Source organism: Mesorhizobium sp. B3-1-6 (assembly GCF_006439555.1).
Taxonomy (GTDB): Bacteria; Pseudomonadota; Alphaproteobacteria; order Rhizobiales; family Rhizobiaceae; genus Mesorhizobium.
In genome coordinates, this window is sequence record NZ_VFTM01000009.1 from 1 (window position 1) to 18,038 (window position 18,038).

Consider the following 18,038-nt stretch of genomic DNA (forward strand, 5'->3'; position numbering starts at 1 on the left):
CAGCGACCCTACGACCGTGATCTCTACAAGGAGCGAAATCGAATCGAACGCTTCTTCAGCAAGCTCAAGCAGTTCAGGCGCGTCGCAACCCGATACGACAAACTGCTCGCCAACTTCATGGGCTTCGTCAAACTCGCCGCTATCGCCATCTGGCTCAAATAGTTAAATCGTCACCACCGCCTAGTAGCGCTTGCTATTTCGAAAGTCCGATCGCGCTGAGATATGCATAGCCGCGATAAAGCGTTCTGAAACGGAAGGTTGCGCCGGTGCGCTGCGATTCCGATTCAAGCACGTCGCGCAGCGAGGCGCGCGGCGTGACATGGAATTTCCGCAGCCAGCCGCGCAGCAACGCCCTGAACCAGCGTGGCAGGCCTTCCTGCTGGCCGAAATCGACGATGTGGAGCGAGCCGCCGGGCGCGAGCGCGGCGAGGGCAGCCGATACGGTATTCTCCCAGCGGGGGATCATCGACAGCGAATAGGAGACGAAGACCCGGTCGAAATGCTCGATGCCGAAAAGAGCCTTGGCGTCGAAATCGGTGGCGTCGCCGCGTGCGAGGTTGACCTTGTCCGTGAGACCTTCGCGAGCGACGGTCGTGTTCGCCGTCTCCAGCATCTCGGTCGAGATATCCAAACCGAAGAAGCGGGCGTCCGGGTAGCGGCGGGCGGCGAGCACGATGTTGCGGCCGGTGCCGCAGCCGAGCTCCAGCACGGTGCCGCCATGCGGCACGTCCAGCCCGTCGATCAGCCGGTCGCGGCCGAGCAGGTAGTATTTGCGGGTCAGGTCGTAGATGTGGCGCTGCCAGCGGTAGACGCCGTCCATCAGTTCGGCATGGCTGGCAGGCAGCTCCGTCGTGCTCATGCGGCGCGCTTCACGTAGAGGTGGAAGCCGCCATAGATCGCCGAGCGGTCCTTTGCGGAGAATTCGCGCGAGGCATCGCCCTCGTAGGTCCACTGGTCGAGAAGCGAACTGGAGACGCGGCCGGGCAGCAGGCTGGGCTCGGCCGCGGTGCGGAAGATGACGCGGGCGCCGGCCGAAGCCGTGCGGGTGATCTCGGTCCACAGTGCGTTGAGCAGGTCGTCGGTCATCCAGTCCTGCGCGTCGAGCAGCACGAAGCGGTCGACGCTGCCGGCGTCCTTGGCACCCAGGAACTTGATCAGGTTGGCGTGGTGGATGGCGACGCGGTCGATGTTGTCGCGGATCGTCTTGTAGTTGCTCTGTTCCAGATAGGCAGGCAGCGCCGCCTCGCCGGGTTGCGGATAACGTCGGGCAAAGGCCTGCCAGGCAAAATAGTTGTTCTTGAGCGGGAAGTCGCAGGCGAGCTTTTCCAGGCGCGCCTTGAGCACGCTCGCCATCGAACCGTCGCCGGAGGTGATCAGCGAATCGTACTGGGCCGGCGGGATGCCGAGGCCGAACAGCGAAGCTTTGCGCGACGTCGCCCAGCGCAACAGCTTCTTGTCGAAAACAGGCGCTAGCTCCTCGTTGAAGAAACGGCGCTGCTCGCCGATGTTCTCGGCCTTCATGATGCCGGCCGGGTCGACACCGAACAGCTTTCCGACGCGATGGCCCATGGCGATGAAGAGGCCGAGCAGGCCGGTCTGGTAGAAGTTGCGGTCGAAGACCGAGATGCGGCGGCGACCGCGCCAGCTGCGGCGCTCCCAGTAGTGGCGGCTGACCGCATCGAGATGCGGCGCGATGAAGCGATCATAGGCGTCGGAATTGTGGCTGGTGCCGGCGGCGCCGAAGAAGCGGAAGAGATCGCCCTGCGACGGCAGGTGGCGCACCGCTTCCAGCTTCATGCGGTTCAGCGCGATGTGCGCGGCATTGAGATCGACGGCATCGATCCTGGCCGGCGAGCGGGTCAGGTAGGCCAGGATGTTGCAGCCGCCCGAGGCGATTGTGACGATGCGGTGGCCCGCGCCGAGCTGCATGGCCTCCATGTCGACATCCGGGTCTTCCCAGATCTGCGGATAGACGAGGCCGGAGAACAGAAAGGCGAACAACCGCTCGGAAATGCCGTCCTTCGACAATGGCCGGTTCTGGTAGACCGCCTTTCCGACTTCCTTGCCTCGACGATAAACGAGTTCTCCGGATACGTCCGACATGGAAAGGTGATTCCCCATTTGCGTTGGCGCAAGCGGGTAGCGCAGCGGCATGACAGGCAGGTGACAGCCTGTTGACGGCAAGCTGACGTTGATTTCACGCTTTTCCGAATGCTCCCGGCGTCGGCGTGGTGACGATGACGGTCTCGCCGGCATCGAGCGTGGTTTGGTCGCAGGCCTTCAAGACGTCGACCGATCCGTCATTGCGCCTGACCTTGGTCGAGCCCGCCTCGCCATCGCCGCCGCCGTCGAGGCCCTGGGGCGGCCGGTTGCGGTGGGAGGACAGGATCGCGCATTCCATCTTTTCGAGGAAGCGGATGGTGCGCCTGGTGCCGTCGCCGGCGTTCCACTTGCCCTTGCCGCCTGAGCCTTCGCGGATGTGGAAGTCCTCCAATACGACGGGGAAGCGCAGTTCCAGCACCTCGGGGTCGGTGAGGCGCGAATTGGTCATGTGGGTATGGACACCGGACGTGCCGGCAAAGCCGCGTCCCGAATTCATCCGGCCGGCCGGCGAGCCGGAGCAGATCGTCTCGTAATACTGGTATTTCTTGTTGCCGAAGGTGAGGTTGTTCATCGTGCCTTGCGCGTTGGCAATCGCACCCATCGCGCCGAACAGCGCATTGGTGACGTGCTGCGAGGTCTCGACATTGCCGGCGACAACGGCGGCCGGGTAGGCGGGCTTCAGCATCGAGCCTTCGGGGATGACGATGTTGATCGGCCTCAGGCACCCGGCATTCATCGGGATCATGTCCTCGACCATGACGCGGAAGGCGTAGAGCACGGCGGCGCGGGCGACGGGCTCCGGCGCGTTGAAGTTGTTCTTCATCACCGGCGACGTGCCGGTGAAATCGACGGTCGCCTCGCGTTTTTGCCGGTCGACGGTGATCTTCACCCTGATCACCTGGCCGGTGTCGGTGGGGTATTCGTATGCCGCGCTGTCGGGGAGCCGCTCGATCACGCGGCGCACGCTCTCGGCGGCATTGTCCTGGACATGGCCCATATAGGCCTCGACGACGTCGAGCCCGAAATGCGCGACCATCTTGCGCAGCTCCGCCACGCCTTTTTCGTTGGCGGCGATCTGTGCCTTCAGGTCGGCGATGTTCTGGGCCGGATTGCGCGCGGGGTAGGGGTGGTCGGTCAGCAGCGTCTCCAGCTCCGTCTCGCGGAAGCGGCCGCGGTCGACGATGCGGAAATTGTCGAACAGCACGCCTTCCTCATCGACCGTAGTCGCAAGCGGCGTCATCGAGCCGGGCGCGGTGCCGCCGACATCGGCGTGATGGCCGCGCGAGGCAGCCCAGAACAGGATCTCCTTGCGCGCATCGTCGAAGACAGGCGTCACCACGGTGATGTCGGGCAAATGCGTTCCGCCATTATAGGGCGCGTTGAGGGCGAAGACGTCGCCGGGATGGATGTCGGCCGAATTCAGGCGGATGACTGTTTCGACCGAGCGGTCCATGGAGCCCAGATGCACCGGCATGTGCGGCGCATTGGCGACCAGTGCGCCATGGCGGTCGAACACGGCGCAGGAAAAATCGAGCCGTTCCTTGATGTTGACGGAATAGGCAGTGTTCTGCAGCGTCACGCCCATCTGCTCGGCGATCGACATGAAGAGGTTGTTGAAGACCTCAAGCATCACCGGATCGGCCTCGGTTCCGAGTGCGGCCTGCCGTCGTTTCTTGCTCGTTCGGCGCAGGAGAATATGGTCCTTTGCGGTGATCTCGGCCTGCCAGCCCGGTTCGACAACAACGGTCTGGTTGGGTTCGATGATCAGGGCTGGGCCGGCAACCTTGTTGCCCTGCCTAAGGGCTTCGCGACGGAAGACGCCGGCGTCGCGCCATTCGCCTTCGGCGAATATTTTCCGCTTCTCGGAAGGAACAACGGCAAGATCCTGCAACTCCGCTTCGGTTTCCGCGCGGCCCGCGCCGCCGGCATCGCTGCCCTCCACCCCTACAGCCTCGATAATCATCGGCTTGTTTTCATAGACGAACCCGAACTGCGCCTTGTGCGCGGCCTCGAAATCGTCCTTCGCCCGCAGGATCGAGCCGTGCTCGAAATTCACCGGCAGAGCCGTGTCGGTGCCATCGTAGCGGATCTGGAGGATTGGCCTGGCGGTAATCCCGCTCTCGGCGATGCCCTGAGACACAAGTTCGGCGACCACAACCCCGCGCAGGGCGGCTATGAGATTTTCGATCGCCGGCCTGGATGCGTCCGCGAGCGGCTCCAGCAGCGCCTGCTGGCGCGAGGCGAAGACCGACGAGAGGCCGATGCCATAAGCGGAAAGCAGCCCCGAGAAGGGGTGGATGAGCACGGCTTCCATGCCGAGCGCATCGGCAACCAGGCAAGCATGCTGACCGCCGGCGCCGCCGAAGCAGTTGAGGAGATACTCGGTGACGTCGTAGCCGCGTTGCACCGAGATCTTCTTGATGGCGTTGGCCATGTTCTCGACGGCGATGGTGACGAAACCTTCGGCCACCGCCTCAGGCGTCCGGCCGTCGCCGATTTCGGCGGCAAGTGCGGCGAATTTTTCGCCAACCGTGCCGACATCGAGCGGCTGGTCCTGGCCCGCGCCAAAGATCGCCGGGAAGAAATCGGGCTGCAATTTGCCGAGCATGACGTTGGCGTCGGTGACGGCAAGCGGACCGCCGCGCCGGTAGGCGGCGGGGCCGGGATTGGCGCCGGCGGAATCCGGGCCGACGCGGAAGCGGCCCGCTTCATAGTGCAGGATCGAGCCGCCTCCGGCGGCGACCGTGTGGATGCGCATCATCGGCGCGCGGATGCGCACGCCGGCGACCTCGGTGTCGAAGGCGCGTTCGTATTCGCCGTCATAATGTGCGACGTCGGTCGAGGTGCCGCCCATGTCGAAGCCGATGACCTTTTCGAAGCCGGCGAGCTTCGCCGTCTCGACCATGCCGACGACCCCGCCGGCCGGGCCGGACAGCAGCGCGTCCTTGCCCTGGAACAGGTCGGCGGCGGTAAGACCGCCCGACGACATCATGAACATCAGGCGCGGTCCGGCGCCAAGTTCGCCGGCCACCCGTTGCACATAGCGCGACAGGATCGGCGACAGATAGGCGTCGACCACGGTGGTGTCGCCGCGGCCGACCAGCTTGATGAGCGGCGAGACCTCATGAGAGACCGAGATCTGGCTGAAGCCGATCTTGCGGCAAACCTTGGCCACGGCCTTTTCGTGGTCGGGATATTTCCAGGCATGCATGAAGACGATGGCGACCGCGTCGATGCCGTCCGCCTTGGCCTGTTCGATCGCCGGGCGGCAGGCCGCGATGTCGAGCAGGCGCTCGACGCAGCCGTCGGCGCGCACGCGCTCGTCGATCTCGATGACGCGCTCGTAAAGCTGCTCCGGCAGGATGATCTCCTTGGCGAAGATGTCCGGCCGCGCCTGGTAAGCGATGCGCAAGGCGTCGCGAAAACCCTTGCTGATGAGCAGCAGGACGCGGTCGCCCTTGCGCTCGAGCAGCGCATTGGTGGCAACGGTCGTGCCCATTTTGACGTCGCCGATCGCGTCTGCGGAAATGGCGGCGCCGGTTTTCAACCCCAACAGGTCGCGGATGCCCTGGATGGCGGCGTCCGCATAGGCCTCGGGATTTTCGGACAGGAGTTTTCGGGGATGCAGCCGGCCTTGCGGGTCACGGCCGATGACGTCGGTGAAGGTGCCACCGCGGTCGATCCAGAAGTCCCATTTCCCAGTCCCCGTGGCTGCCGGCATTTTGCTTATCCATCATGTCTTCGAGCGTATGTTCTGTTAGTTCGGGATTTCGGCGCCAGCAATCGCAAGTTGATGTTACACATGGAAATGCAACGTTACGAAACCGGCGGGCCTGCTGATGCATTTCCCTTGCGACCGCTCACCGAAATGTGAGCGTCTGTTGAAGGAGAGATATCATGAAGAAGCTCATTCTGGCGTCTGTTTCGGCGCTCGCCCTGCTGGGGGTCGCGGCTTGCAGCGACAGTGGCACCGGCACCGACAATACCACCACGCAAAGCACCAATCCGCCGGCCAACGAGCAGCCCATGAAGCCGGCTTCGCCCGACGCTTCGAAGCCCGCTGAACCGGCTCCGGCAACAAATCCGGCTCCTGCCGCGCCTGCGCAGTAAGAGCCTGACAGACAATATCGAGGAAGGCCGGCCTTGCCGGCCTTCCCTTTTCGCCCTCGATCCCGCGCAGCGGATCGCCTGCGGCATCGTCCAGGCTTGATAGAACCGCCCGGTTCGCACTATGAAGCCGGCATGTCGATTTGGGACCGTCTTGGCGACTTCATCGCTCGTGTTTCGTCGTCGGCGTCCTCGGGCGTCGCGGATGTCGTGGAAGCCGTGCGCACCGTGTTTTCGGGCGATCCGGACCTGCGCCGGCGCGTGGCCTTCTCCGTGGCCATGATCGCGCTCTCGGCCAAGATGGCCAAGGCCGACGGCATCGTCACGCAGGATGAGGTGCGCGCCTTCCAGGAAATCTTCGAAGTGCCGCCGAGCGAGACACGCAACGTGGCGCGGCTTTACAACATCGCCAAGCAGGACGTCGCCGGCTTCGAGATCTATGCCCAGCGCATGGCGCAGCTCTGCGGGTCCGGCCATGCCAACTGCATGATGCTGGAAGATATCCTCGACGGCCTGTTCCATATCGCCAAGGCGGATGGCCTCATTCATGAGCATGAGGGCCAGTTCCTGCATCGCATCGCCGAGATCTTCCGGATCGACGAGGCGCATTACGAAGCGATCTTGTCGCGGCACGTCGATCTCGGCGCCGCCGACCCCTATGTCATTCTGGGCATCGAGCGCGGCAAGCCGTTCGAGGAGATCAGGAAACGCTACCGCAAGCTCATCTCGGACAATCATCCCGACAGGCTGATCGCACGCGGCTTGCCGCAGGAATTCATCAAGATCGCCACGACCAGGGTCGCGGCGATCAACGCCGCCTATGAGATGATCGAGCGGGGCCTCAGACACGTATGAGCGGGTTCCTGCCCGACCAGCCAGGCGCCGAGGTCCGGGTGTCGCCGAATTTCGGTCCGCGCCGCGAGACGCTTCGACCCGACATGATCGTGCTGCATTATACCGGCATGGCAAGCGGCGCCGGCGCCGAGGCGTGGCTATGCGACCCGGCGAGCGAAGTGTCCTCGCATTATCTCGTTCATGAGGACGGCCGCATCGTCCAGATGGTACGCGAGAGCGACCGGGCGTGGCATGCCGGCAAGAGTTCCTGGCTCGGGCGTACCGACATCAACTCCTGTTCGGTCGGCATCGAGATCGTCAACCCCGGGCATTCGCTGGGCTACAAGGCTTTTCCGAAGCGACAGATCGATGCCGTGGTCGAGTTGTGCGCGGGCATCGTGAGCCGTTATTCGATCCCCGCGGCAAGGGTGCTCGCGCATTCGGACGTGTCCCCGGGCCGCAAGGTCGACCCTGGCGAAAAATTTCCGTGGAAGGCGCTGTTCGTGGCGGGCGTCGGCCACCTCGTGCCGGCGGCGCCGATAAAGCCCGGCGCCGCGCTCAAGGCCGGCGATACCGGCGCCGATGTCGAGGCGCTGCAGTCGATGCTGGCGCTCTATGGCTATGGCGTCGAGATGTCGGGTATCTACGACAAGCGGACGGAAATCGTGGTAGCGGCCTTCCAGCGACATTTCCGGCGGCGGCTGGTGGATGGTGCAGCGGACAATTCGACGCTCCGCACGCTGGAAAGGCTCGTCGCTTCCGTAAAGGCAGCCCCCGCCAAGGGGTCGCGATAAGTTCCTTAAATTACAATCTGTCATTTAAAGTGAATTGCGTCGCCTTCATTGCCGCCAATTCCGCCTTCAAATGCCTCTCCCGCAAGTCGTCGGGCATCTATCTCCTCGGATGTTCCGATGTTGAATTGGCACAGCTGCGCGAAATTCTTCGCGCGGTTCTAACAGAACAGGACTACATGCAAAAATTGACCGTTGTAGCGGCAGCTGTTGCTGCCGGAGTGATAAGTTTTGCCTTCAATCCGGCAAGCAGCGCCCCTTTAAGCCTTCGGGCGGATAATGGCCTTGCCGCTGCCCCCATAACGAGCAAGGCTGTACCGGGCAGCAAAACGCCAAAGATCAAGAGAGCCCCGGCAAAGGTGCAGAAAGCCGCCGCGACCAGGGCGGGGAAATCGACGGCTAAGCGTGCCAAACGCGGCAGAAAGGCGATCGATCTCACCACGACCGCTTCTATCAACACCGGCAAGATCGCACCGGCGGCGCCCGCCGCGGCCGGCGGGGGCCAATATTCGGCGATCGTTGCCCGCTATGCCGCAAGCTACGGCGTGCCGGTGTCGCTGGCCAAAGCCGTCATCAAGATCGAAAGCAACTACAGGCCGAGCCTGGTCGGCAGCGCCGGCGAGATCGGCCTCATGCAGATCAAACCGGCCACAGCGCGTATGATGGGTTATTCCGGTTCGACCAAGGGACTGTTCGATCCCGACACCAACATCAAATTCGGCATGAAGTATCTTGCGATGGCGCAGGGTCTCGGCGGCGGCACTACCTGCGGCACAATCCTGAAATACAATGCCGGTCACGGCGCCAGGCGGATGAATCCGGTTTCGGCCGCCTATTGCAGCAAGGTGAAGGTGCAGATGGCGGCGCTGGGTTCGCCGGCTTAAGCCGGCCCACCGAAGTGGATTTGGGCAACGCGTATCTGCTTCATGCACGTCGTTGTCCCAACCGCTGCGCATCCGGGCGCTTTTTCGTTTGCGTTTTCGGGCGGGAATCCCTTTATACGCGCTTGCCAGCTGGCCGGGCGGCCGCACCCGCGAGAACCGAAAGGTTGCGGGTGAGGAAAGTCCGGGCTCCATGGAGACACGGTGCCGGCTAACGGCCGGCGGGGGCGACCCCAGGGAAAGTGCCACAGAAAGCAAACCGCCACGGCATTTGCCGGGGCAAGGGTGAAAGGGTGGGGTAAGAGCCCACCGCGCGACTGGCAACAGAAGCGGCAGGGCAAACCCCACCGGGAGCAAAACCGAATAGGGGCGGTGCGAGGGGAAACCTTCGAGGGCTGTTTCCGGCCCACCGTCCGGGTAGGTTGCGTGAGGCGCATGGCAACATGCGCCCAAGATGAATGGCCGCCACGTTCTCGCCGCAAGGTGAGGGCCATACAGAACCCGGCTTACAGGCCAGCTGGCATTTTTCCAAAGTGCGGTAGCGTTAGGAAATCAGAAGGTTACGCCGGAAGGCGGGCCTTTTGATTCAACGTGCGGCGCAATCGCCCTGAACGCGATGACCTGTTCCTTGAAGCTGGTGCGATTAAATCGTACCTTGAAGGAGGAACAGGAGCGCATCATGGGCCAGGTCGACAAACGCAGCATCACACTTTCGCCGGAGCTGGCAGCCGCGGTTGACGATGTGGTCGCGGCTGGCGAATACGCCTCGGCCAGCGAAGTGATCCGCGATGCGCTCAGGCAATGGAAGGAGCGGCGCGATCTGCTCGGCTACAGCGTCGAAGAGCTGCGGAAACTGGTGCAGGAGGGGATCGACAGCGGGCCGGCCCTCGACGGTCCGTCGGTCATCGAACGAGCGCGTGCCAAATATCGCAAGATGGCTGAAGCGAAAGGCTTCGAAGAGTGAGATATCGGCTGCTTCCTCAAGCGGCGGTCGATCTCGAAGACATCGGCGACTACATCGCCAGCCATAGTCCCAATGCCGCGGTCCGGTTCGTAGACGCCATGGAGAGGAGGTGGAGCTTGCTCGGCCCGCATCCTTTTTCAGGTGCTCCACGCGACGATATCGCGCCCGGTATCCGCCATCTGGTGGTTGGCGAATACCTTACCTTGTACCGGGTCGATCACGATGCGATCGAGATTGTCCGCGTATTACACGGTCGACGCAAGATCGAAGCGGATGATGTGAACCCGTGACAGATCTGCTCAGCTGGCGACTTTGTCCAGGGACGCCTCGATCGCCTGCCACAGTTCCTCGACCGGCTCGCAGCCGATCGCCAGGCGAACGAAGCCGGGCGGCACGGCATCGCCGCGTTTCGAGCGCCGCTCCGCCGATGTGTGCACGCCGCCGAAGGACGTTGCCGCTTCGATAAGCCGACAGCCGTCGATGAACGCCTCGGCCTGTTCTTCGGAGGCGAGTTCAAAGGAAATCAGGAAGCCGAAGCGCTCCATCTGGGCGCGCGCCAGATTGTGCGAGGCATCGCCTTCGAGTCCCGGAAAGCGCAGGCCGCTGACGGCGCGATGGTCCTTCAGCCGGCGTGCGATCGTTTCGGCCGACGAGCACATGCGGTCGAAACGCACTTCCAGCGTTTCGAGGCCGCGATGTACGAGCCAGGCCTCGAACGGACCGGGGATGCCGCCGGCCGTCTCGCGCCAATCCTTCACCCTGGCGACAATGTCGGGATCGCGGCTGGCGACATGGCCGAAGAGCACGTCGGAATGGCCATTGATCGCCTTGGTGTCGGCAGAGACCACGATGTCGGCGCCAAGATCAAGCGGGCGCTGGCCGAAGGGCGTCATGGTCGTGTTGTCGACGACCAAGGTGCCTCCTTGCGCATGCACGGCCTTGGCGACGGCGGTGATGTCGCAAATGTCCAGTCGCGGGTTCGACGGACTTTCGACGAAGACCGCCCGGTAGCCGGCGAAGCCGCCATCGAGCATGCTTGCCGTCGGCCTCTCGTCATAGGCGACGCCGAGCGGTTTCAGGAAACGCTCGGCCAAGGCCCGCGTCGTGTGATAGCCATCCGAAGGCAAGAGGATGCGGTCGCCCGATTTGACGAGCGCGAAGAAAGCCGCGGAAATCGCGGCCATTCCCGACGGGAAGGCGACGCATTGCGCATCTTCCAGATGGCCAAGCGCATGCTCGACCGCATGCCAGGTCGGATTGCTGAAGCGGCCGTATTGATCGAAGCCCGTCGCGTCGCCCGGCGCGTGGAAGATCGAAGCCATGGTCAGCGGCAAGGGGATGGGGTCGCCCTTGGCGAAATCGGCGCTGCGCAGATGGGCAAGTGTCGCGGCGCGTGACTTCGCAGTGTCGGACATCAGTTGGATCCTTGGCTAGGGCAGAAAACCTCAACGGACGCTATGCGCGCCGGCTGTGCGCATCAAGCCGCGTCTTTTTGGGCCAGAGGGCTCTAAACGCTTCGTTAGGCTTAATAGACGATAAAGACGAGACGTGCCTTCAGCCTGCGCTTTCTGGTTGTAGTGCGCGTGTTTGTGATACCTATTCCCGTTGACGCCCATAGTACCCCATGATATCCCATTCGCATCATCAAGCTTTCGTTCCGCGTCAGGGTGAAGCGTACGCCAATCGGGCAGCCGCGGCGGCTGTGCGTTTGTCGGTTTTCGCCCCGGTGAATGAAGCGATTTGCCGCAAGCGCGGCGAGGGCGCGGAGAACAACATGAGGGGTGCAGCGGCGTCAGCGGCTGTAGAGTTTATTGGACCGGTTTCTGTCGAACACCGTGAGCAGGATCGATGCGAAGGGGCGGGTGTCCGTTCCGGCGCATTTCCGCGCCGTGGTGCAGAAACGCGGCTATTCGGAACTCTACGCGCTGCGCTGCCTGGACCTGTCGGCGATGGATGTCGGTGGGCTCGACCTGCTCGATCGCTACGAGCAGCGGATCGCGCTGGAGGACCCGTTCCTGCAGACGGCGGACGACATGTCGTTCTTCTGCCATGGCGACGGGACGTTTCTGAAGCTGGACCAGGACGGCCGCATCACCATGACCGATTTCATCCGCGAGCACACGGGCATCTCGAACGAGGTGGCCTTTGTCGGCCGCGGCAATTTCTTTCAAGTCTGGGAGCCGGGACGGCTTGCCGCCTATGGGGCGCAGGCGCGGGCCAGGCTTTTGCAGCTTCGGCAGGGGACGAAGCCCGGGGAGCGATCGGAATGATGGCTGGCCACGGCGATGACCCCCACGCCGTTGGCGGACTGGCCCGTCACATTCCGGTCCTCCTTGCCGAGGTGCTCGACGCGCTCGCACCGAAGGCCGGCGAGACGATCGTCGACGGGACATTCGGCGCCGGCGGCTACACCAGCGCCATCCTCGATCGCGGCGCTTCCGTCGTTGCCATCGACCGCGACCCGGACGCAATCGCGGCGGGCAGGGCGCTCGAAGAACGGGCAGGCGGCCGACTGAGGCTTGTCCAGGCGCCGTTCTCGACGCTGGACGAGCATGTCGAGAGCGCCGATGGCGTGGTGCTCGACATCGGCGTTTCCTCCATGCAGCTCGACCAAGCCGAGCGCGGCTTTTCGTTTCGCGCCGACGGGCCGCTCGACATGCGCATGGCGCAGGCGGGTCTCTCCGCCGCCGATGTCGTCAACACCTTCAAGGCGGGCGACCTTGCGCGTATCTTCGGCTTTCTCGGCGAGGAGCGCCATGCCGGCCGCATCGCGCGCATGATCGAAAGCCGGCGCGAGAAGAGGCCTTTCGAGCGCACGCTCGATCTCGCCGACGCCATCGAAACGCATATCGGAAGAGGGCCGAAGGACAAGATCCATCCGGCCACGCGCGTCTTCCAGGCGCTGCGCATCTTCGTCAATGACGAGCTTGGCGAGTTGGCAAGAGCGCTGCTGGCCGCCGAGCGGGCGCTGAAACCCGGCGGACGGCTCGCCGTGGTGACGTTCCATTCGCTGGAAGACCGCATCGTCAAGCGCTTCATCGCCGACCGTTCCGAAGCAGCCAGCGGCTCGCGGCATATGCCCGACGCGCCCGTGCGCATTGCCACCTTCCGCAAGGCCGGCGGCGGCGTGACGCCGGGAGAGGCCGAGACGGAGGCCAATCCGCGCGCGCGCTCGGCCAGGCTGCGCGCGGCGATACGCACCGATGCCCCAGCGCGCGCCGGCGACTTTTCGATTTTCGGCCTTCCAAAGCTTCCCGCCGTCGAGCGGCCGGGAGAGAGGTGAGCACGTGTTTCGTACCAGCGACATAGTCCTGATCGCCGTCATGGTCTCGGCCGCCGCCCTGACCTACAAGACGAAGCGCGAAGCCGAAGAACAACAGGCGGCTGTGCAGAAGATCCAGGCGCAGATCCACTACGAGGAAGAGACGATCGATCTCCTCAAGGCGGACTGGAGCCTGCTCACCCAGCCGTCGCGGCTGCAGAAGCTTGCCGATGTCTATAAGAGCCAGCTCGGGCTCGAACCGGTCAACGCGCACCAGATCGGCAGCCTCGACGACATCCCCGTGAAACCCCTGACCATCGAGGACCTCTCCTGGCAGCGGCTTGGCGGCATGGCCGACAATTCCGGGAAGGAGCCCTCTGAAGACAAGGATCCGGTGGTCACCGGGAGCACCGTTCAATGATCGGTGGGCTTCCAAGGATCGGCGACCTGCTGAAGCGCCGGAAGAAGCAGGCTGAGGATGGCTCGATCGTCGTCGACGCCGCGCGCAAGGCGACTGGCGGCAAGGCAAGGACGCGCATCGTCATGACGATGGCGGTGTTCTTCACCATCTATTCGACCATTGCCGGCAGGCTCGTCTATCTCGGCATGCAGAATCCCGATCTTTCCGGCGGCCCGGAGAACCGGGTCACGGCATCGCGTCCGGATATCGTGGATCGCAATGGCGAGGTGCTGGCGACCGACATCAAGACGGCGTCGCTGTTTGCCGAGCCTCGCCGCATCGTCGACGCCGACGAGGCGATCGAGAAACTCTCGACGGTGCTGCCGGAGATCGATTACGAGCAGACTTATCGCAAGCTCAAGAGCGGCGCCGGCTTCGTCTGGCTGCAGCGGCAGCTGACGCCGAAGCAGCAATCCGACATCATGGCGCTGGGTGTCCCCGGCCTCGGCTTCCGCACCGAAAAGCGCCGCTTCTATCCGAGCGGCGAGACGTCGTCCTATATCGTCGGCCTCACCAACATCGACAACCAGGGCATCTCCGGCATGGAGAAGTATATCGACGAGCAGGGGCTGAGCGACCTGCAGGCGTCGGGGCTCGCGGTGGCCAAGGATCTCAAGCCGGTCAAGCTGTCGATCGATCTGCGCGTCCAGCATGTGGTGCGCGACGAGATCGCTGCCGGCCTGGAGCGCTATCGCGCACTGGGCGCCGGCGCCGTCGTGCTGAACATCAAGACGGGCGAAGTGATGGCCATGGCCTCGGTGCCGGACTTCGACCCGAACAATCCTTACAACGCCCAGGAAAAAGACCGGCTGAACCGTATGTCGGCCGGTCTCTACGAGATGGGCTCGACCTTCAAGAGCTTCACCTCGGCCATGACGCTCGATTCCGGCAAGGCGACGATGAACAGTCGCTTCGACGCGTCGCATCCGATCCGGGTCGGCCATCAGGCCATCCACGATTTCCATGGCAAGAACCGGGTGCTGTCGCTGCCGGAAGTGTTCCTCTATTCGTCCAACATCGGGTCGGCCAGGGAGGCCGAACTCGTCGGCATCGAGGGGCACCGCGAATTCCTGCACCGCCTCGGCATTCTGGACAGGATGCAGACCGAACTGCCGGAAGTCGCCCGCCCGACCGAACCCAAGGTCTGGAAACAGGTCAACTCGTTCACCATCGCCTTCGGCCATGGCGTGTCGACGACGCCTCTGCAGGCTGCCGTCGGCTGCGCGGCGCTGATGCAGGGCTATCTGATCGAGCCGACATTTCTGGTGCGCAGCGAGCAGGATGCAATGGCGGTGGCCAAGAAAGTGGTCAGCGACAAGACGGTCGAAGGCATGCGCTACCTCTATACGCTCAACGCCGAGAAGGGCTCGGCCAGAAATGCCAGGGTCCCCGGCTACCGCGTTGGCGGCAAGACCGGAACGGCCGAGAAGGTCATCAACGGCCGCTACTCCAAGGACTTGAATTTCAACACCTTCGTCGCCGCCTTCCCGATGGACGATCCGCAATTTCTGGTGTTCACGATCGCCGACGCCCCGCATCCGGAAAAGCCCGGGATGACGGACGTTGCCGCCAACAATGCGGGGGTTATGGCCGGCAACATCATCAGGCGCTCAGCGGCCATGCTTGGCGTGAAGCCAGATTTCAGCCATGAAAATGGTGCAACGCTGGTTTCCTATCAGTGATTCTTGGGGCGCGCCGGCAACTGCGCGCTATTTTGTTGCGGTGAACGGGACTCAATGCATCTAAAAGATCTAGCCGGTGTCCTGCCTGTCGAGGGAACAGCTTCCCGCGATCTGGAGGTGACCGGACTTTCCTCCGATTCCCGCTCGGTCAAGACCGGCGTCGTCTTCTTCGCCCTTGCCGGCAGCAAGGCCGACGGCTCGACCTATGCGGCTGATGCCGCGGCCCGAGGCGCCGCGGCGATCGTCACCGGCCGGGGCACGACCGTCTCCGGCCTGTCGGTCCCGGTTCTCGCCGTCGATGATCCGCGCCTGGCGCTGGCGCTCAGCGCGGCGCGCTTCTTCGGGCGCCAGCCGCAGACCATGGTTGCCGTCACCGGCACTGCCGGCAAGACATCCGTCGCGGCCTTCACCCGCCAGATTTGGGAGCAGGCGGGTTTTGCCGCCGCTTCGATCGGCACGACCGGTGTCGTTGCGCCCGGCCGCAACGAATATGGCTCACTGACGACGCCCGATCCGGTGGCGCTGCACCGACTGCTCAAGGAACTGGCGGATGCAGGCGTCACCCACGCCTCGATGGAAGCCTCGAGCCACGGTCTCGACCAGCGCCGCCTCGACGGCGTGAAGCTGGCGGCCGGCGCTTTCACCAATCTCGGCCGCGACCACATGGATTATCATCCGACGGTCGAGGATTATCACCGCGCCAAGCTGCGCCTGTTCGACACGTTGCTGCCGAAGGCCGCCCCCGCGATCGTCTTTGCCGACGACCCGTGGTCGGAGCCCACGATCAGGGCCGCAAAGGCGGCGGGCCTGAAGGTGCTGACCGTCGGTCGCCATGGCGATTTCCTGACACTCAAGCGGGTCGAGCATGAGCGCCATCGCCAGCGCGCCGAGGTCGTGGCGGACGGCGTGCTGCACGAGGTCGACCTGCCTTTGGCCGGCGATTTCCAGATCGCCAACGCGCTGGTCTCGGCCGGCCTTGCCATCTCGACCGGAACGCCGGCAAGCAAAGCCCTGGCGGCGTTGGAAAAATTGCAGGGCGCGCCGGGCCGGCTCGACCTCGTCGGCACCACCGCCGCCGGCGCCCCCGTCTATGTCGACTACGCGCACAAGCCCGATGCGCTGGAGAATGTGCTGACCTCGGTCCGGCCTTTCACCACGGGTCGCGTCGTCGTGGTGTTCGGCTGCGGCGGCGACCGCGATCGGGGAAAAAGGCCGATCATGGGCGAGATCGCGACGCGGCTCGCCGATGTCGTCATCGTCACCGACGACAACCCACGCACGGAAGTGCCCGAAACGATCCGCGCGGCGATCCTCGCAGCGGCGCCGGGCGCCATCGAGATCGGCGATCGCCGCAAGGCAATCCACGAGGCGGTTGCGATGCTTCGCGCCGGCGATACGCTCATCGTCGCCGGCAAGGGGCATGAGGAGGGCCAGACCGTCGGCACCGAAACCTTCCACTTCTCCGACCATGAGGAAGTGCGCGAGGCGCTCAAGGAGCGCGTCGCATGAGTTTGCTGTGGACGTCGGAAGCGCTGGTCGAAGCCATGGGCGGCAGGCCGATCGGCTCGCTGCCGGAAGGCATCACCGGCATTTCGATCGACAGCCGCAGCCTTGCGCCCGGAGACGCCTTCTTCGCCATCAAGGGCGAGGCGATGGACGGCCATGATTTCGCGACAGCCGCGGTCAAGGCCGGAGCGGCCGTGCTGGTCGTCGCCGAGGGCAAGTTGCCTTCGCTCGGTCGGCTGACGGCGCCGATGATCGTCGTGCAGGACGTGCTTGCGGCTCTCGAGAAGCTCGGTGTGGCCGCCCGCGCCCGCTCGAAGGCCAGGATCATCGCGGTCACCGGCTCGGCCGGCAAGACGACCACCAAGGAAGCGCTGCGCCATGTGCTGTCGGCGGTTGGCAAGGTGCACGCCTCGGCGCAGTCATTCAACAACCATTGGGGCGTGCCGCTGACGCTGGCGCGCATGCCGCAGGGCTGCGACTACGCGGTCTTCGAGATCGGCATGAACCATCCGGACGAGATCAAGCCGCTGGTCAAGATGGTCAGGCCGCATGTCGCCATCGTGACGATCATCGCCGCCGCCCATCTCGGCTTCTTCAAGAATCTCGACGAGATCGCCATGGCCAAGGGCGAGATTTTCGAGGGGATCGAGCCCGGCGGCGCCGCGCTGCTCAACCGCGACGATCCACGCTGGAAGCTGCTCGGGAAAATGGCGAAAGAGGCGGGGGTCGAGCATGTCTTCGGCTTCGGCGAAAATCCCCGTTCGACCTTCCGCCTTGTCGGCTGCGAGCTTCATGCCGACCATTCCGACATCGCCGTCAAGCTCGGCAAGAAGGACCTGACCGCCCGTGTCGGGGCGCCCGGCCGCCATATCGTGCAGAACGTGCTGGCGGTGCTCGGCGCCGCGCAACTGGTCGGCGCAGACCTCGACAAGGTCGCGGCCGCGCTTGCGGATCTTTCGGCCGAGCGCGGGCGGGGCCGGCGCCATGTCCTGCATCATCCCAACGGGCCGATCACGCTGATCGACGAGAGCTACAACGCCAATCCGGCGTCGATGGCGGCGGCCATGGCGCTGCTCAACGCTACGCCTGTCTCGGGCGAGGGCCGGCGCATCGCGGTGCTCGGAGACATGCTGGAGCTCGGCAGCCATTCGGCCAAGCTCCACGCGGCGCTTGCCGCGCTGATCGTCGGCACGGGCACGCGCAACGTCTTTCTCGGCGGACCGGAAATGCAGGCGCTGGCCGACGTCCTGCCGTCAGACATCGCAACCGAGTATCGATCGGAAGCGGAAGAACTGAAGCCGATCGTGATCTCCGCGCTCAGGCCCGGCGACGTGGTGATGGTCAAATCGTCGAAAGGCATCGGGTTTTCAAAGCTGGTCGAGGCATTGCTCGGCAAATTTCCGGCGGAAGCCACAAACATTAAGCCGACCTAGGTCGGGCTCCGGGGG

The 18,038-nt window shown here is 64.1% G+C and carries 17 protein-coding genes and 1 other RNA gene; 14 read left to right on the forward strand and 4 right to left on the reverse strand.

Annotated features, from left to right (window positions below; translation table 11 throughout):
- Positions 1-162 (forward strand): transposase (locus tag FJ414_RS09920; RefSeq protein ID WP_140644003.1); only part of this gene is annotated, 162 nt, incomplete at its 5' end.
- Between the two features lie 31 nt (positions 163-193).
- Here the strand turns inward: FJ414_RS09920 and FJ414_RS09925 are convergent.
- Genes FJ414_RS09925 through FJ414_RS09935 form a run of 3 tightly spaced genes read right to left on the reverse strand, consistent with a single transcriptional unit; the run spans position 194 to position 5,824 of the window.
- Positions 194-859: a class I SAM-dependent methyltransferase gene (locus tag FJ414_RS09925; RefSeq protein ID WP_140644005.1), complete on the reverse strand. Its 666-nt coding sequence runs from the start codon at positions 857-859 to the stop codon at positions 194-196.
- Positions 856-2,154, reverse strand: a complete 1,299-nt coding sequence (locus tag FJ414_RS09930; protein WP_140644007.1) for a DUF3419 family protein — start codon at positions 2,152-2,154, stop codon at positions 856-858. Before FJ414_RS09930 ends, FJ414_RS09925 begins: the two co-directional genes overlap by 4 nt.
- A 43-nt stretch (positions 2,155-2,197) precedes the next feature.
- Positions 2,198-5,824, reverse strand: a complete 3,627-nt coding sequence (locus FJ414_RS09935) for a hydantoinase B/oxoprolinase family protein (protein ID WP_140644009.1) — start codon at positions 5,822-5,824, stop codon at positions 2,198-2,200.
- A gap of 176 nt (positions 5,825-6,000) precedes the next feature.
- Between FJ414_RS09935 and FJ414_RS09940 the strand changes: the two genes are divergently transcribed.
- The 7 genes from FJ414_RS09940 (at position 6,001) to FJ414_RS09970 (ending at position 9,970) form a co-directional block, all read left to right on the forward strand.
- On the forward strand, positions 6,001-6,213 hold the full coding sequence (locus FJ414_RS09940; RefSeq protein ID WP_027168700.1) for a hypothetical protein: 213 nt from the start codon (positions 6,001-6,003) through the stop codon (positions 6,211-6,213).
- A gap of 132 nt (positions 6,214-6,345) precedes the next feature.
- Positions 6,346-7,065 carry a DnaJ family molecular chaperone gene (locus tag FJ414_RS09945; RefSeq protein ID WP_140644011.1) on the forward strand — a complete coding sequence of 240 codons (720 nt, stop codon included), beginning with the start codon at positions 6,346-6,348 and terminating at the stop codon, positions 7,063-7,065.
- Positions 7,062-7,838, forward strand: coding sequence for an N-acetylmuramoyl-L-alanine amidase (locus FJ414_RS09950; RefSeq protein ID WP_140644013.1), 777 nt, complete (start codon positions 7,062-7,064; stop codon positions 7,836-7,838). Before FJ414_RS09945 ends, FJ414_RS09950 begins: the two co-directional genes overlap by 4 nt.
- Positions 7,839-8,014: 176 nt before the next feature.
- On the forward strand, positions 8,015-8,719 hold the full coding sequence (locus FJ414_RS09955) for a transglycosylase SLT domain-containing protein (RefSeq protein ID WP_140644015.1): 705 nt from the start codon (positions 8,015-8,017) through the stop codon (positions 8,717-8,719).
- Positions 8,720-8,844: 125 nt separating this feature from the next.
- Positions 8,845-9,241, forward strand: an RNA gene (gene rnpB / locus FJ414_RS09960) — RNase P RNA component class A.
- 154 nt (positions 9,242-9,395) lie between these two features.
- Positions 9,396-9,680: a type II toxin-antitoxin system ParD family antitoxin gene (locus FJ414_RS09965; protein ID WP_140630896.1), complete on the forward strand. Its 285-nt coding sequence runs from the start codon at positions 9,396-9,398 to the stop codon at positions 9,678-9,680.
- Entirely contained in the window at positions 9,677-9,970 is a 294-nt protein-coding gene (locus tag FJ414_RS09970; RefSeq protein WP_140644018.1) for a type II toxin-antitoxin system RelE/ParE family toxin, read from the forward strand. The genes FJ414_RS09965 and FJ414_RS09970 overlap by 4 nt, the downstream gene beginning before the upstream one ends.
- A gap of 9 nt (positions 9,971-9,979) precedes the next feature.
- Here the strand turns inward: FJ414_RS09970 and FJ414_RS09975 are convergent, their stop codons facing one another.
- Positions 9,980-11,095: a cystathionine gamma-lyase gene (locus FJ414_RS09975; RefSeq protein WP_140644020.1), complete on the reverse strand. Its 1,116-nt coding sequence runs from the start codon at positions 11,093-11,095 to the stop codon at positions 9,980-9,982.
- A gap of 396 nt (positions 11,096-11,491) precedes the next feature.
- Here FJ414_RS09975 and mraZ point away from each other — a divergent pair, with 396 nt between their 5' ends.
- From mraZ to FJ414_RS10005, 6 genes are read left to right on the forward strand one after another with little or no spacing between them, the layout of a single operon-like run.
- Positions 11,492-11,950, forward strand: a complete 459-nt coding sequence (gene mraZ / locus FJ414_RS09980) for a division/cell wall cluster transcriptional repressor MraZ (RefSeq protein ID WP_140644023.1) — start codon at positions 11,492-11,494, stop codon at positions 11,948-11,950.
- A complete protein-coding gene (gene rsmH, locus FJ414_RS09985; RefSeq protein WP_140644025.1) occupies positions 11,947-12,963 on the forward strand; it encodes a 16S rRNA (cytosine(1402)-N(4))-methyltransferase RsmH in 1,017 nt (338 codons plus the stop codon). Before mraZ ends, rsmH begins: the two co-directional genes overlap by 4 nt.
- Before the next feature lie 4 nt (positions 12,964-12,967).
- Complete coding sequence (locus FJ414_RS09990) at positions 12,968-13,363, forward strand: hypothetical protein (RefSeq protein ID WP_140644028.1); 396 nt, start codon at positions 12,968-12,970, stop codon at positions 13,361-13,363.
- Entirely contained in the window at positions 13,360-15,084 is a 1,725-nt protein-coding gene (locus FJ414_RS09995; protein WP_140644032.1) for a penicillin-binding protein 2, read from the forward strand. The genes FJ414_RS09990 and FJ414_RS09995 overlap by 4 nt, the downstream gene beginning before the upstream one ends.
- Positions 15,085-15,138: 54 nt before the next feature.
- Entirely contained in the window at positions 15,139-16,593 is a 1,455-nt protein-coding gene (locus tag FJ414_RS10000) for a UDP-N-acetylmuramoyl-L-alanyl-D-glutamate--2,6-diaminopimelate ligase (protein ID WP_140644036.1), read from the forward strand.
- Positions 16,590-18,023: a UDP-N-acetylmuramoylalanyl-D-glutamyl-2,6-diaminopimelate--D-alanyl-D-alanine ligase gene (locus FJ414_RS10005; RefSeq protein ID WP_140644039.1), complete on the forward strand. Its 1,434-nt coding sequence runs from the start codon at positions 16,590-16,592 to the stop codon at positions 18,021-18,023. The genes FJ414_RS10000 and FJ414_RS10005 overlap by 4 nt, the downstream gene beginning before the upstream one ends.
- The last annotated feature ends 15 nt before the right edge of the window (positions 18,024-18,038 follow it).

Coding starts and splice junctions, on each gene's coding strand:
- FJ414_RS09975 (WP_140644020.1), bottom strand. CDS start 11,095: ATGTCCGACACTGCGAAGTCACGCGCCGCGACACTTGCCCATCTGCGC.
- FJ414_RS09955 (WP_140644015.1), top strand. CDS start 8,015: ATGCAAAAATTGACCGTTGTAGCGGCAGCTGTTGCTGCCGGAGTGATA.
- FJ414_RS09965 (WP_140630896.1), top strand. CDS start 9,396: ATGGGCCAGGTCGACAAACGCAGCATCACACTTTCGCCGGAGCTGGCA.
- FJ414_RS09945 (WP_140644011.1), top strand. CDS start 6,346: ATGTCGATTTGGGACCGTCTTGGCGACTTCATCGCTCGTGTTTCGTCG.
- FJ414_RS09935 (WP_140644009.1), bottom strand. CDS start 5,824: ATGCCGGCAGCCACGGGGACTGGGAAATGGGACTTCTGGATCGACCGC.
- FJ414_RS09925 (WP_140644005.1), bottom strand. CDS start 859: ATGAGCACGACGGAGCTGCCTGCCAGCCATGCCGAACTGATGGACGGC.
- FJ414_RS09940 (WP_027168700.1), top strand. CDS start 6,001: ATGAAGAAGCTCATTCTGGCGTCTGTTTCGGCGCTCGCCCTGCTGGGG.
- FJ414_RS09950 (WP_140644013.1), top strand. CDS start 7,062: ATGAGCGGGTTCCTGCCCGACCAGCCAGGCGCCGAGGTCCGGGTGTCG.
- FJ414_RS09930 (WP_140644007.1), bottom strand. CDS start 2,154: ATGCCGCTGCGCTACCCGCTTGCGCCAACGCAAATGGGGAATCACCTT.
- FJ414_RS10005 (WP_140644039.1), top strand. CDS start 16,590: ATGAGTTTGCTGTGGACGTCGGAAGCGCTGGTCGAAGCCATGGGCGGC.
- FJ414_RS10000 (WP_140644036.1), top strand. CDS start 15,139: ATGCATCTAAAAGATCTAGCCGGTGTCCTGCCTGTCGAGGGAACAGCT.
- rsmH (WP_140644025.1), top strand. CDS start 11,947: ATGATGGCTGGCCACGGCGATGACCCCCACGCCGTTGGCGGACTGGCC.
- FJ414_RS09995 (WP_140644032.1), top strand. CDS start 13,360: ATGATCGGTGGGCTTCCAAGGATCGGCGACCTGCTGAAGCGCCGGAAG.